At 47.3% G+C, this 14,603-nt stretch carries 12 protein-coding genes; 7 read left to right on the top strand and 5 right to left on the bottom strand.

Annotated elements, in window-relative coordinates; all coding sequences use genetic code 11:
• Positions 1-465 precede the first annotated feature (465 nt).
• Positions 466-1,251, top strand: coding sequence for a hypothetical protein (locus tag H6F52_RS22285; RefSeq protein ID WP_190536791.1), 786 nt, complete (start codon positions 466-468; stop codon positions 1,249-1,251).
• 8 nt (positions 1,252-1,259) lie between these two features.
• Here the strand turns inward: H6F52_RS22285 and H6F52_RS22290 are convergent, their stop codons facing one another.
• Complete coding sequence (locus H6F52_RS22290; RefSeq protein ID WP_190428667.1) at positions 1,260-2,213, bottom strand: YihY/virulence factor BrkB family protein; 954 nt, start codon at positions 2,211-2,213, stop codon at positions 1,260-1,262.
• Positions 2,214-2,364: 151 nt separating this feature from the next.
• Here H6F52_RS22290 and H6F52_RS22295 point away from each other — a divergent pair, with 151 nt between their 5' ends.
• Complete coding sequence (locus H6F52_RS22295; protein WP_199300683.1) at positions 2,365-2,943, top strand: hypothetical protein; 579 nt, start codon at positions 2,365-2,367, stop codon at positions 2,941-2,943.
• A gap of 94 nt (positions 2,944-3,037) precedes the next feature.
• Here the strand turns inward: H6F52_RS22295 and thrC are convergent, their stop codons facing one another.
• The 3 genes from thrC to rimO form a co-directional block, all read right to left on the bottom strand.
• Positions 3,038-4,150, bottom strand: coding sequence for a threonine synthase (gene thrC / locus H6F52_RS22300; protein ID WP_190428669.1), 1,113 nt, complete (start codon positions 4,148-4,150; stop codon positions 3,038-3,040).
• A gap of 187 nt (positions 4,151-4,337) precedes the next feature.
• The gene (locus H6F52_RS22305) at positions 4,338-5,771 is read right to left on the bottom strand and encodes a DEAD/DEAH box helicase (protein ID WP_190428666.1); all 1,434 of its coding nucleotides are present in this window, start codon (positions 5,769-5,771) and stop codon (positions 4,338-4,340) included.
• A 128-nt stretch (positions 5,772-5,899) separates the two neighbouring features.
• The gene (gene rimO / locus H6F52_RS22310) at positions 5,900-7,225 is read right to left on the bottom strand and encodes a 30S ribosomal protein S12 methylthiotransferase RimO (protein WP_190536792.1); all 1,326 of its coding nucleotides are present in this window, start codon (positions 7,223-7,225) and stop codon (positions 5,900-5,902) included.
• Between the two features lie 339 nt (positions 7,226-7,564).
• Between rimO and btpA the strand changes: the two genes are divergently transcribed.
• From btpA to H6F52_RS22325, 3 genes are all read left to right on the top strand, one after another.
• Positions 7,565-8,407: a photosystem I biogenesis protein BtpA gene (gene btpA, locus H6F52_RS22315; protein WP_190415113.1), complete on the top strand. Its 843-nt coding sequence runs from the start codon at positions 7,565-7,567 to the stop codon at positions 8,405-8,407.
• A gap of 163 nt (positions 8,408-8,570) precedes the next feature.
• Positions 8,571-9,515 carry a vitamin K epoxide reductase family protein gene (locus tag H6F52_RS22320; protein WP_190536793.1) on the top strand — a complete coding sequence of 315 codons (945 nt, stop codon included), beginning with the start codon at positions 8,571-8,573 and terminating at the stop codon, positions 9,513-9,515.
• 359 nt (positions 9,516-9,874) lie between these two features.
• Positions 9,875-12,031, top strand: a complete 2,157-nt coding sequence (locus tag H6F52_RS22325; RefSeq protein WP_190536794.1) for a CHASE2 domain-containing protein — start codon at positions 9,875-9,877, stop codon at positions 12,029-12,031.
• A gap of 198 nt (positions 12,032-12,229) precedes the next feature.
• On the opposite strand, the gene H6F52_RS22330 is transcribed toward H6F52_RS22325, so the two are convergent.
• The gene (locus tag H6F52_RS22330) at positions 12,230-12,436 is read right to left on the bottom strand and encodes a hypothetical protein (RefSeq protein ID WP_190428662.1); all 207 of its coding nucleotides are present in this window, start codon (positions 12,434-12,436) and stop codon (positions 12,230-12,232) included.
• Positions 12,437-12,534: 98 nt separating this feature from the next.
• Between H6F52_RS22330 and nuoB the strand changes: the two genes are divergently transcribed.
• Both nuoB and H6F52_RS22340 read left to right on the top strand, forming a co-directional pair.
• Positions 12,535-13,275 (top strand): NADH-quinone oxidoreductase subunit NuoB, encoded by a 741-nt coding sequence (gene nuoB, locus H6F52_RS22335; RefSeq protein ID WP_190536795.1) that lies wholly within the window; start codon positions 12,535-12,537, stop codon positions 13,273-13,275.
• A gap of 39 nt (positions 13,276-13,314) precedes the next feature.
• Positions 13,315-14,580, top strand: coding sequence for an FAD-dependent oxidoreductase (locus H6F52_RS22340; RefSeq protein ID WP_190536796.1), 1,266 nt, complete (start codon positions 13,315-13,317; stop codon positions 14,578-14,580).
• Positions 14,581-14,603 lie beyond the last annotated feature (23 nt).

Here is a 14,603-nt window from a genome sequence, read left to right on the forward strand (position 1 = left end):
TATGAACTTCGGCTCAGTCAAAGGTAAGATGAGTAAAACTTATGACCGGCAGCTAGCAATCGCCTAATTTTAGACCCCATATTACCCCAGCGACGACTTTTGCAAGAGGTCTATTTTAGGTTAATCGTTTAGAGTCAACTTTCCTGGAAAGCAGACTTAATAACACTTTTGCGTGCCGGTGTCCATTCTTCGACGGAAATCTCAATAGACTTTGACTTGACACTTTGTTATATATTGCTTAATCTGTCATTAACTTATTCTTAATCATTTTGACGCGGGACTTTTACCAAAACACGAGCGTAACCTCGTGCCATTTGTGCTGGATATCGCGATCGCTAGCCGAGAAATCCCGTACACTTCCTGCTTTTTAATCGCCCATTATCACTCAAATAGCACTTTAAAAATTCGGGAAATTTTTCAATTCTTCATTTCACCAAGCTTAAATTTTTTAAGAGAGGTTTCAAAATGCAGTTTTTCATCTCTCCAAAGAAAGCTAGGAAATTCCTGATTTTCGCAGTCATAGGGTTCATCTTTGCCAGCCTTGCCAGTCAGTTAACAAGGCACTTCTTATACCAGCAAGGTTATAAGCTCTTATGGTTAAATAAAGTAGTAGAGTTATTCAACGTCGATCGCGAGAAAAATTTTCCAGCGTTGTTTTCAGCATCGCTGTTATTACTTTGTTCAATTTTACTAGCGGTTATTACCTACGCGAAGAAAACTGAAAGCGATCGCTATACCTTCCACTGGGGCGCTCTGTCGGTTCTTTTTCTCTTTCTATCAGCAGACGAATGGCTAAGTTTCCATGAAAAGACGATCGAGCCACTTCGAGATACATTCAAAGCTACCGGATTTTTATACTATACTTGGGTAATTTTCGGTATTGCTTTTGTATTTCTTACCTTAATATTCTTCTTAAAATTTCTCGTCCATCTTCCCGCAAAGATACGGCGTTTATTTATGATTGCCGGAACTTTCTTTGTTGGAGGGTCGATTGGCATGGAGTTAGTGAGTGGATTTTACGTATATCACTATGGTCGTTTAATTTGGGGAGCCACTTCAACCAAGCAGACAATACAGGCGATTGGATATATGCTGATGTCAAGCTTGGAAGAGTGCTTGGAGATGGTCGGTGTTGTTCTCTTTATCTATGCAGTGATGTCTTACATGAGTTCCTATGTCAAAGAAGTGCAAATCCGCATTGAGGAGGAAACACCGACGGTTCCCTTAATGAAGTACCCAGAAAAAGTTTAAATCTCAATTTACCCAGCTTTTGATTCTGGTGCCGACTCAGCCTCTAAAGAGGCTAGTTTCGCCTTGCTGTGATGCCGCATAGATTCTCCCACCGTAACGTTTAACTGATCGCCAATCAGCAGTACTAGAGAACTCATATACAGCCATAGCATTAAAACAATAACGGCACCTACTGCACCATAGGCTTTGTTGTAATTACCAAAGTTAGAGACGTAAAGCCGAAACAAAGCTGATATAATCGCCCAGGATACAGCCGCTACCATTGCTCCTGGCATAATCGGGGTTCCAGCAACCCAGCGGCTAGGACCATAGCGATAGATAAAAGCAAAGGCTGAGGCAACAATGCCTAATGCCAAAGGCCAGCTAAAAAGCCGCCAAATACTTAACAATTCCAATAATCCACTTTGGCTGATTAATAGCTTCACAATTAGGTCGCTAATAAATACTAAAAAGGAAGCAATAATCAGCAGGACAATGGTACCAATTGTTAGAGCGATAGAAATTAATTTGGCTTTCCAAAAGGGTCGGGTTTGTTCTAGCGGAATCTGATGGATTTGATCGAGAGCGGTCATGGCGGCACTCAGCGCCCCAGAAGACGCCCAAATAGCTGCAACAAAACTGAGAGAAAACAGCCCTTGATTTTGCGATTGACTGATTTCGCGGGCAAAACCTTCAATAAGGAAAAGAGCTTCTTGAGGAGCAATTTCACTCAATTGCTTAGCTAACCCTTCAAAAGTGTCTGATGAGGATTGAAACAGGCCAATTGCGGTCAAGATTGCCAAAATGGCTGGAAACAAAGCTAACATGGCGTTGTAGGCCATTTCTGCCGAAAGTCCTGTTAACCGCCGTTGGGCTACGCGCTGGAAGGTTTTCTTTAAAGTCGCCCAGCTGAGATGTCGAAAGAAACGGAAAAAACGGATTGAGGAGCCTCTAAGCGCAGCATAGGCTAAGAACGAGCGCATTATTGTTTGATTCCGTATACAACGTTTTCTATACTGTGCCAAATCAACTACTAAGGTTACAGGGGTTTTGTAAAACTATCGATAGTGTGTATGACAAATCGGCAAATTTTGTTAAAAATTGATCGTTGTAACCGATGAGGAGTCGTTATTAATGGCCCACGAGGTAGCGCAGTGGTTGGCTGAAATTAAGACCCTGAAACAGCAGCTAGCAGAGTTAGAGCGCGATCGCGATGCGGCTTTGGAAAGTGCGGCAAACTGGCGTCAACTGTATAACACAGAAGCGCAGCAACGCCGAACTGAGGCAAAGCTAGCTCAACAACAGATTGAAAAGCTCAAAAGTCAACTACGGCAACTCCAGAGTTCACCGCAACCCACAGAGGACAACCCGGGTGCTGTGGAGGCGATTCGTGCAGAAGTAGAACAACTAGAAAATTTGGAGGAGTTGAAAGCGAAACTAACCGAGGCGATGGTTGAGCGCGATCGCCTTACCCAGGCTTTAAAATCTGAGCAGACCAATCATGCACAAACCCGCAGAAGTTTAACGACTGCGATTGGGGATACCCTCGATCGACTTAGCCGGGAGCGCATAACCCGCCAACCAGCGGCATCAGGCCAATCAGCTCCGCGCGGTCAGTGGGTAGGAGTGAGTACTCAAGCTAGCAAAAACAACAAACAAACCCCTCCGTCTTCACAAGAACAGGAGGGGCGTAATCCCGGATCAAAAGCTTAAAGGGTGTGAAGTTCCCTCCTTAACCACCGCAATAAGGAAGGTTTGGAGGGAGCGCACACTTCAGAAATAATCTAATGAAACTGAGCCTAACTGCTCAAAATCCCATCACCTGCGCCACGGTCGCTAAATCTGGCTCAATTCCCTGTTTAAACGAATTTTCGCTATGTTTAATTGCCGTATCTGGGTCTTTTAAACCATTCCCAGTCAGGACGCACACTACGGTAGCGCCTGCGGGAACTTGATCTTTTACTTTCAGAAGTCCAGCGACGGAAGCCGCACTAGCCGGTTCGCAGAAAATGCCTTCTTCGGATGCCAAGAGACGATAGGCTTCTAGAATTTCGGCATCTGTTACCGCATTGAACTGACCCATGCTGGCTTGTTGAGTAGCGATCGCCCGTTCCCAGTTAGCAGGATTACCGATGCGAATAGCGGTTGCCAGGGTTTCTGGATTCGGCACTGCCTGACCTGTAACCAGGGGAGATGCGCCAGACGCTTGGAATCCCATCATTCGGGGCAAGCGATCGCATTTCCCTTCCTGATGATATTGACAAAATCCCATCCAGTATGCAGTTATATTTCCGGCATTCCCTACGGGGATGCACAGCCAATCGGGAGCATTTCCTAACGCTTCTACCACTTCAAAAGCAGCAGTTTTTTGTCCTTCTAAGCGATAGGGATTTACCGAGTTCACCAGCGTGACGGGGTAATTTTCTGCCATCTCCCGTACAATTTCAAGCGCCCGGTCAAAATTTCCTTTAATTGCCAAAACTTCCGCCCCATACAGCAACGCCTGAGCTAACTTGCCTAGCGCCACGTAACCATCGGGAATCAATACAAACGCTCGCATTCCGCCCCGACGGGCATAGGCAGCAGCAGCGGCTGAAGTGTTGCCGGTACTGGCGCAAATGACGGCTTTGGCACCAGCTTCCTTTGCCTTAGAAATTGCCATCGTCATCCCCCGGTCTTTAAAGCTACCAGTGGGATTGAGACCGTCATACTTCACCAACACGCGCACCTGTTTACCCACAATCTGAGAGATCGCGGGAACCGGGATCAATGGAGTATTGCCCTCCAGCAGTGTTACGACTGGCGTTGTGTCCGTCACCGGCAGATATTGCCGATATGCCTCAATCAGTCCAGGCCAGGACTGCCGTCCAACAGGGTTACTTAGGGCAGGAGAATTCGCAGCAGATACAGTTAAAGCCACAGGAGTCAGAGAGGGGAAAGGGATTGCCGAAGTGGGTTCGCTCCAGAGTTTGTCTATAAAAAACCGACCCTTGAACTAAACCCACTCTTCTCAAAATGGAGAGGGGAGACGGGGAGAAGTTCACCCCTGTCATTTATTCTCTCTCCTTCAACAGAAGCTAGAAGAAATTTTCGTTTTCTACGCTACTTTAATTGCGGATTTCTTCAGGCTTTTGCCTTCTGACTTCTGTGTTCTCGCTTTTCACTTCTGGTTTGGGACGCTTGATCAGCTTTGGCTTAGTAGAGATTCCCCGATCGTCCATTGGTGTTTCTTGTTCGCTGGACATCCAAGAGGGACGAGTTTGGTCGTACACCATTTGCAGTGCTGCTGCCGCGATCGCGTGGGCGTCGTATTCTTCACTTAGTTGCGCCACGACAGGCAAGAACGAAGCCATGCGCTCTCCGCTCAATACTTCGCGTACTTGAGCTTGCAGTTTTTCCAGACGTCGCCCTTCGATCTCCGCCCGTGTGGGAATTTGGACGATTTTCAGGGTTTGTCGGACTTTCCGCTCAATTAGCACCAATTTCCGACGATCCATCGGTTGAATCAGGGAAATGGCTGTTCCTGCGTTACCAGCGCGACCTGTACGCCCGATCCGGTGGATGTAACTTTCCACGCTATCTGGCAGATCGTAGTTAATCACATGGCTCAGGTGGTCAACGTCTAAACCCCGCGCCGCAATATCGGTGGCGACTACCCAGCGCACTTGGTGTTGGCGGAACCTCATCAGCAGCCGTTCCCGGGCTTGTTGATTGAGGTCGCCGTGGTACTCGTCTACACTGTGACCGGCAGCTTGCAGTTGGTTGGTCAGTTCCGCGGCTGTCTTGCGTGTCCGCACAAAGATTAGGGCAGATTCGGGATCTTCTAGTTCTAGGATGGGCAGCAAGGCGCGAGATTTTGACCAGCCGCGGGGCACCATGTACACCACCTGGTTAATCCGGGAGGGAGCGGCTTTGGGCTGCTCCACAGAGACGTTCATTGGCGATCGCAAGAACTTCGCAATCAATTTTTGAATGGTCGGCGGCATTGTCGCCGAGAAAAATGCCGTCTGACGCTCGGTGGGGACTTGCTTGAGGATGGTTTCTACATCATCAATAAAGCCCATGCTCAACATTTCATCGGCTTCATCTAATACCAGCCAGTTGACTTGATCGAGCTTAAGCTCTCCCCGGTTGAGCAAATCAATCACCCGTCCTGGGGTTCCAACTACGATCTGAACGCCCTGTCTGAGGCGCTGGATCTGCCGGTCGATAGCTTGACCGCCATATACTGTCAGCACGCCCAACCGCCGCTCGTTGCTAAAGCTGCGAATTGCCAGAGCAACTTGCTGAGCTAATTCCCGCGTCGGTGTCAAAATCAGCGATTGGACTGCGGGATTTTTAATGTCGATCCGTTCCAAAATCGGCAGCGAAAAAGCCGCTGTTTTGCCGGTTCCAGTTTGGGATTGTCCCACCACATCCCGACCAGCCAACAGATGAGGAATGGCTTGGGATTGAATTTGTGTGGGCGCAGTGAAGCCTAGTTTTTCTAGTTGCTGAATGCGAGCTTCTGAAAGGCCTAGGCTTGTGAACGAAAGGGTCATAATTTGTTGTTAGTTGTTAGTGTTCGAGAATTGTGAATTGCGAAGTATGAAGTTTTTAAGTATGAAGTTTGAAGTATGAATTAATATTTGCCTTGGTTCTTCAGCCTTCATTCTTGAGTTGTCATTCTTCATGCTTCGGGCTTGACGACATGACCATACAGGTCGTAGATGTCAGTGCTTGTAATTTCCACCGATGCTATAGAACCTAATGGGACGTCGCCTTGGACGTAGACTAATCCGTCTACCTCCGGAGAAAATCGGGCAGATCGACCGATTAATTCCCCAGTTTCTGGATGTTCTTGCTCAATCAAGACATCAACCATCTTGCCGACACAAGCTTGATTTTTTCTCAAGGAAATTGGCTGCTGAACTTCCATCAAGGCATCCCTGCGGATATCCATGACTTCTTGGGGCAGTTGATTGGGCAAGGTGAAGGCAGGGGTGCCTTCTTCTGGAGAAAAAGTAAACACACCTACATGGTCGAATTCATGGCGCTGGACGAACTGTAGCAAGTGTGCAAAATGCTCTTCCGTTTCGCCAGGGAACCCGACAATGAAAGTGGTTCGCAGTACAGCATCAGGCAGAGCTGTTTTAATCCGCTCAATAATTTGGTCGTTTACCTGTCCCTGCCAAGGTCGGTTCATGGCGCGGAGAATTTCCGGGTGGGAGTGCTGTAACGGCAAATCCAAATAGGGCAATACGTTAGGATTCTCCTGAATTGCTTCGATGACGGCTGGTGTTAAGCCTGTGGGATAGGCATAGTGCATCCGAATCCACGGAATGTTAACCTTTCCCAACTCCCGTAGAAGTTCCGCCAGTTTCGGCTTCCCGTAAATATCCAGACCGTAGTTGGTAGTGATCTGGGAGATGAGAATTAACTCTTGGACTCCTTCCGAGGCTAGCTGATGGGCTTCGGCGACGATGGATTCAATGGAGCGCGATCGCTGATTTCCCCGGAGATGGGGAATAATGCAGAACGCGCAGCGGTAATCACATCCTTCCGCTACCCGCAGGTACGCGACACCTTCCGATGTCGTGCGGTAGCGAGGCGTTGTTTCATCGGCTATGTAGGTCGGCAGCTCTGAAACTTGCTTGACCCGTTCACCGCCTTCCACTCGTTGAACCACATCGACGATCTGGTGATAATCGCCGGTGCCCACCACGGCAACCGCTTCTGGCAATTCATCCAGCAGCTGCTCTTGGAAGTGCTGCGCCATGCAGCCTGTGATTACAATCTTTTTGTTCGCTTCCGCCAGTTCTACTAAGGTGCGGACAGACTCTGTCCTTGCAGCCTCAATAAAACTACATGTATTAACTATAACATATTCTGCTAATTCTTCATTACTGTCTACCTGGTACCCTGCCTGTACCAACAGACCTAACATATGTTCGGTATCAATACGGTTTTTTTCGCAGCCCAAGTGAGAAATTGCAATTGTTGGCTTATTGCACATGCGGTTTAGATACGGCTAAAGAAATTCTGTTAGAAGCTGAAGCCAAAATATTATACCCTATTCTTGGCACAGCAGTGTACGACCCAGTGGGACGTGAGTGTCAAACTGGGAGGATCGGGTTTGGGTATGAAGATAGGAGTTGAGTCGTTGAAGAATCTATCTTCCACTCACCAACCAGAGTAGGGAACTGGATAGTGGTATCTACCCCTGTCTCCATTCTAGATAAAATTCTAGAATGGCATCATCCAAGATGCGATTCATTTCACTGCCATTTTTGCTGCTTGGAGGAGAATAACCGACAGGTGTAGCAAGAATTCGCCGGTGTTTTCAGGTAGACAAGTGGACTTAAATCAAATCTTCAAGACACCGAATCCCATCATTGGCGTGGTTCATCTTCTGCCGCTGCCGACATCTCCCCGCTGGGGAGGTAGCCTGAAAGCGGTTATCGATCGAGCTGAGCAGGAAGCGACCGCGCTATCTGCTGGAGGCGTAAACGGCATTATTGTGGAAAATTTCTTTGACGCCCCTTTTAGTAAAAACCAGGTAGATCCAGCGGTCGTTAGTGCAATGACACTGATTATCCAGCGGCTCATGAACTTGGTGACGTTACCTGTAGGCATTAATGTATTACGCAATGATGCCCATAGCGCGATCGCAATTGCATCCTGCGTCCACGCTCAGTTTATCCGCGTCAACGTCCTCACCGGGGTCATGGCAACTGACCAAGGGCTGATTGAGGGAGAGGCGCATCAATTGCTCCGTTACCGTCGGGAACTGGGCAGTAATGTAAAAATTTTGGCAGATGTCTTAGTCAAGCACGGTCGCCCCTTAGGTTCCCCAAATCTAACCACAGCAGTGCAAGAGACAATTGAGCGGGGTTTAGCAGATGGCGTCATTTTAAGTGGCTGGGCGACGGGTAGCCCTCCGAGTCTAGAAGACTTGGAACTAGCAACCGCTGCTGCCAACGGGACGCCCGTATTTATCGGCAGTGGTGCCAACTGGGAAAATATTTCTACGCTGATGCAAGCCGCAGATGGCGTGATTGTTTCCAGCTCTCTCAAGCGCCACGGGCGGATCGAGCAGCCCATTGACCCGATTCGGGTCAGCCAATTTGTGGAAGCAACCCGACGCAGCTTTGCGACCAAAGCGGAACCCAAGCCAGTTTCTTCGGTCACTTATTAGTTGTTAGTTGCAGTTGTTAGTTGTTAGTTTTTAGTTGTTGGTTTTCTAAATTAACTCCAAAAAACTAACATCTCAAAACTTTTTACTGAGTTCTCTAACCTGCGATAATTTCGCGCTTCAGTTTTCGATTCTCACTTCTCAGCCCTCCTACCTCAGTTCTGACATGAGCCGCCGACGTTCTACTCCCTGGATTCATCGCTGGTCGCGTCTGCTGATTGCGGCGATCGCTATTTTAGGTGCCTTAGTGACGGGCTATCTAACCGTAGTCAAGCTAACAGGAGGCTCTGCTGCCTGTCCCACCAGCGGTTGCAATCAAGTCCTCTCCAGCCCCTACGCCACCGTCTTTGGTGTTCCCTTAACTTTGTTTGGCTTGCTGGCTTATGTCAGCATGGTCGCTTTTGCCCTCGCTCCAATGGCAGCTAACCCAGTTGAAAAAAAAGACCTGCATTCTCAACTAGAAAACTGGACATGGTTGCTATTATTTGCCGGTGGCACCGCTATGACGGTTTTCAGTGGCTACTTGATGTATCTACTGGCATTTGAAATCAAAGCCGTTTGTCTTTACTGTCTTGCCTCCGCTTTCTTCTCCCTTAGCTTGTTAGTGCTGACCTTGATCGGTCGCGCTTGGGAGGACTGGGGACAACTCTTTTTTACCGGGATCGTCGTGGCAATGGTAGCCCTAGTTAGCACTCTGGGCGTCTATGCCACTGTGAAGTCACCAGTTGCTTCAGGGGGTGGCTCTGCCACCACCGGATCGCAAACATTTCCCATTACCACCGTCTCTAGCTCCGCAGAAGTTGCTTTAGCGAAACATCTTGAAGCAGCAGGAGCAAAGATGTACGGTGCTTTCTGGTGTTCTCACTGCCACGATCAAAAACAATTGTTTGGGAAAGAGGCATTCAGCCAAATAAATTATATTGAGTGTGCCGATCCCAAAGCACCACAGCAGCAGGCAGAAATCTGCCAAAAAGCAGGGATTAAAAGCTACCCCAGCTGGGAAGTCAAGGGTAAATTGGTCGATCCAGGTGTGAAATCTTTAGAGACACTGGCTGATTTAACGGGTTATACAGGACCTCGCAACTTTCAGAACTCCTTGCCGGGACTTTAAATTTGGGTGCCCTAGAAAATAGCGATGTCACCCGAAACGGAAAAAAAGATATTTGCCGTAGAATTATTTGGTCTTTTCAGCAGTTGCTAAAATCAAAACCGAATACTTCTACGGCACAATCTTTGGCATGTTGAGGTATCGTTTCATCATCCAATTATTTAGCACTTTACGGATAGCCAAAACAGCAACAACGCTGCTGTCCTAGTATTGAAGAAAGGATAATCAGCAACTCTGATTTTAAAAAAGTCTCTCATTGACCAGACTCAAAATTTTCACCGAGCCATCTACACATACTGAGGAAAGTTGTATCACGATGGTGTATACAACAAAATTGTTTGCATAACCCTGTAACCAGGTCGATGGTAAAAAAAAGTATATGGACAAGATTGAAGCAACAGCTTCAACAAGAGCGCCGAGTGCCGATCGCTTCGTCGGCTGTTGCAAGCTGCATCATTATCCTGCGGATGGCTGGACTGTTTCAGTCCTGGGAGTTGGCAGCCTTAGACCAGCTGTTCCGTTTGCGTCCTCCAGAACCAATAGACGAGCGCATAGTGATTGTCGAAATTAATGAAAAAGACTTAAAGCAGGTGGGACAATGGCCCATTCCTGATGGAGTCATGGCAACTTTAGTACAAAAATTAAATGCCTTTGAGCCACGAGCGATTGGTCTGGATATTTATCGCGATCTCCCAGTACCACCCGGTCATGTAGAATTCATCAAAGCTGGTCAAACTATCCCTAACTTGATCGGAATTGAACTATTGAAGACTGAAAAAAGCTTGGGTGTTCCACCATCCCCAGTACTAAACCGTCTCCAGCAAGTTGGTTTTAATAATGTGGTCGTTGATGCTGATGGTAAGGTGCGCCGTAGCTTTTTATATGCACACGTAGATAACAAACTACATACAAGTTTTTCGCTCCAGTTGGCGTTGATTTATTTGAAGGAAAAGGGAATTACTCCGAGTCCGTCGCGCGTGAACCCCGATTACCTACAGCTAGGTAGGGGTGTCTTCCCAGTTTTTAAATCAAATGATGGGGCTTATGTGACGGCTAATGCCCAGGGTTATCAAATATTAGCCAACTTTAAGCAACCCAATAGCTTTCAGATTGTTTCAATGGTAGATATTCTGGAAAACCGGGTACAACCGAGCCTTTTACGCGATCGCATTGTTTTGATTGGTTCAACCGCACCCAGCCTCCAGGATTTTTTCTACACCCCTTACAGTAGCCGTCTCAACCAAGGCGCACAAAGGATTTCAGGTGTCGAACTCCAAGCCAATTTTACCAGTGCGTTCCTGAGCGCTGCTCTGGACGGACGTTCCTTAATCAACGTCTGGCCCGATCTCGTAGAAGCCTTGTGGATTTTGGTTTGGTCCTGGATAGGTGCCTATATTAGTTGGCGATTGCGTCTCCCTAGAAAGTCTGGTCTCAGTATTTTAGCGGCTGGGGCTGGATTGCTCAGTATTTCCTACCTGGCCTTTCTCTTCGGTTGGTGGATACCGCTGATTCCTCCACTCCTGGGGCTTGTAGGGTCTGCGATCGCGATCGTGAGTCATCTGGCTTATTTGGAGGAGGAGTTAAAACGCTCTAAAGAGTTTTTGCAGAAGGTGATTAATACCATCCCCGATCCAATTTTTGTCAAAGACAAAGAACATCGTTGGATTATTTTAAATCAGGCATATTGCAAATTTATTGGTTATCCCCTAGAAACTTTACTTAAAAAGTCTGCTTATGAGTTTTTTCCTAAACATGAGGCTGAAGTTTTTTGGCAGAACAATGAGCAAGTGTTACAAGGTGGTGAGGAGCAAGAAAATGAAGAAGAATTTACGGATATCTTTGGTACAACTCACCTAATCGCTACCAAGCGATCGCTCCACAAAGATGCTGCCGGTAATATTTTTTTAGTTGGTGTCATCCGAGATATCACTGAACGCAAGCGGATAGAAGAAGAGTTGAAACGAACGGCAGAAGAGTTAATCCGTTCTAACGCCGAATTAAAGCTTTCAGAAGACCAGATGCGTCATCTGGCTTATCACGATCCACTGACTGGTCTACCTAACCGTAAACAATTCTATGAACGCATGGTTCAAGCTCTAGAATGGGGTAGTAGTAATAACCAGTTGTTTGCTCTTTTGTTTCTTGATCTGGATGGCTTTAAGCAGGTTAATGACACCCTCGGACATGACATGGGCGACCTGCTGTTACGGATGGTCGCTCAACGACTCACGGGTTGCTTGCGCGGCAGTGATACCGTCTCGCGTTTGGGTGGTGACGAATTTACAGTAATTTTACCTGCAATTAGTAGAGTTCAAGATGCTGCCAGAGTTGCAGAAAAGACTTTATCAACCCTATCTCAGCCTTTCATTCTCAACGGACAAACTATCTTCGTAACTGTCAGTATTGGTATTAGCATCTATCCTTTTAATGGGAACACTGTAGATACCTTAATTAAAAATGCAGACTCTGCTATGTACCGTGCTAAAGAACAGGGTCGCAATCGATTTCAATTCTTCTGATCCTATTTTCTTGAGGAGTTGCAGTTTACTCGTTGTTAATTAATAAAAATTCGCTTGCTCATTAGTTATTAAACAGTTGCTATTAAAGAATAACGAATTCATTAATCAATAAAGAAATTTAAAATTACTTGTAGTCTTTCTAAAAATATTGCTTCAGAAACTGTAGATGACCTCTACAACCGGGCAACCCTGTTCAGTTTATGGTCTATCCTGTTCAGGAGTGCTTTTGCCTTCATGGAAGGGACGTTCACAGCCCGTTTTGATTTTGACTGGAGAATATTTAGAATCGCCCAGTCGGGTGAATGCACGCAAAGAATTAGTTGTAACGATAGGAATGTAAGCCTCTGTTCTTCCCCAGCTGATATGAGAAACAGAAGCGATCGCCTCTAGTTGAACTGATTTCACGAGGTGTTCAAGATGAACGCAATTCCAACTTCTATGCGGATCGAGACCCACAACATTCTCGATGCAAGCGTTTATAGATTGAGCTAAAGGAGGAAAAGATGAATCCGACAGCAACCATTATTGAACCTGACAATCAAAAAACTCAGATTCTCAACCCCATTGAACGACCTGAGATTACCCATAGTCTTTCTGAAAATGTCGTTTTGACAACCGTAGACGATTTTTACAACTGGGCACGCCTCTCCAGCTTGTGGCCTATGATGTTTGGGACTGCCTGCTGTTTTATTGAAATGATGGGGATGTTTGCAGCCCGTTTTGATTTTGACAGATTTGGCTTGAAACCTTGGGCAAGTCCTCGTCAAGCTGACTTGATGATTACCGCAGGCACCATCACGATGAAAATGGCTCCAACATTGGTGCGCCTCTACGAACAAATGCCAGAACCCAAGTACGTCATTGCAATGGGTGCTTGCACAATTACCGGCGGTATGTTTAGCGCAGACTCACCAACAGCGGTGCGAGGAGTCGATAAGTTGATTCCGGTCGATGTTTATCTGCCGGGTTGTCCTCCCAGACCAGAAGCCGTGATTGATGCAATTATTAAACTGCGGAAGAAAATTGCCAATGACTCGATGCAAGAGCGAGATATTATTGCTCAGACTCATCGATACCACAGCATTCGTCACCAGATGAAGGCAGTTTCGCCAGCCGTTACGGGTGAATATTTAGAATCCCCCAGTCGGGTGAATGCACCCAAAGAATTAGTTGCAACGATGGAAATGCAAGCCTCTGTTCTTTCCCAGCCGATTTTAGAAACAGAAGCGATCGCCTCTAGTTGAACTGATTTCAAGTTGAACTGATTTCACGAGGTGTTCAAGATGAACGCAATTCCAACTACTCCGCAGACCGAGATCCCCGCCACGACCCACGATATTCTTGATGTACAGCAAACACACTGCTGCATTGTCGGTGGAGGGCCTGCGGGGGCTGTCCTAGCGCTTCTCCTAGCCCGTCAAGGCATCCCAGTGATGTTGCTGGAGGTACACAAAGATTTCGACCGCGATTTTCGGGGAGACACGCTTCATCCATCGGTGATGGAAATCATGGATGAACTCGGTTTGGCGGATCGCTTGTTGCAGATGCGTCACACAAAGGTTCCCAGTCTTACTCTGAAGACGACCGAGGGGCCGATTCGATTTGTTGACCTCAGCCACTTGAAGACGAAGTACCCCTACATCACCATGCTTCCCCAGGTAGATTTCCTGCAATTCATTACTGAAGAAGCGAAACGCTATCCAAATTTTCAGATGGTGATGGGAGCGAACGTACAGGAGTTGATTGAAGAAAATGGGGTCATCCAGGGTGTACGCTACCGGGGACACGGCGGCTGGCATGAAGTCCGATGTCAAGTGACCATTGGCGCAGACGGACGCTTCTCTCGCATCCGCCAATTAGCCGGGATGGAACCGATCAAGACTTCGCCGCCAATGGATGTGCTTTGGTTCCGCTTACCTCGCAAAGCGGACGATCCCGAAGAAACAATGGGGCGCGTTGCTGGCGGTCATCTTTTGGTTCTGCTGAACCGCTTTGATTATTGGCAGGTTGGCTATGTGATTCCTAAGGGTAGCTATCAACAGTTGCGGGAAGCGGGTTTAGAAACTTTGCGTCAGTCTGTAGCTGAGATATCACCCCTGTTTGCAGACCGGATGCAAGAATTACATGATTGGAGCCAAGTGGCGCTGCTTACCGTCGAGTCTAGCCGCGTCAAGCGTTGGTATCGCCCTGGTTTGCTGCTGATTGGCGATGCGGCTCACGTCATGTCGCCAGTTGGTGGAGTTGGCATTAACTACGCGATTCAGGATGCAGTGGTCGCTGCAAATGTGCTGAGTGAGCCGCTGAAAAAAGGACAATTGCAAGAAAGCGACTTGGCGAAAGTACAACGCCAGCGGGAGTTACCGACGCGGATTATTCAAGCCTTTCAGTCTTTGGTTCAGCAGCGGGTTATTGCGAGGGCGATTGACTCGACCCAGACATTTAAGCCGCCATTCTTGCTTCGGTTACCGATTTTGCGCGACATCCCGGCGCGTTTGATTGCTTTTGGCGTCTGGCCTGTTCGCATCAAGAAAAGCTTAGAAGCAACTTAGCTCCAATTGCACCAACTTAAAGA

This window comes from Coleofasciculus sp. FACHB-542, from assembly GCF_014695825.1.
Taxonomy (GTDB): Bacteria; Cyanobacteriota; Cyanobacteriia; order Cyanobacteriales; family FACHB-T130; genus FACHB-T130.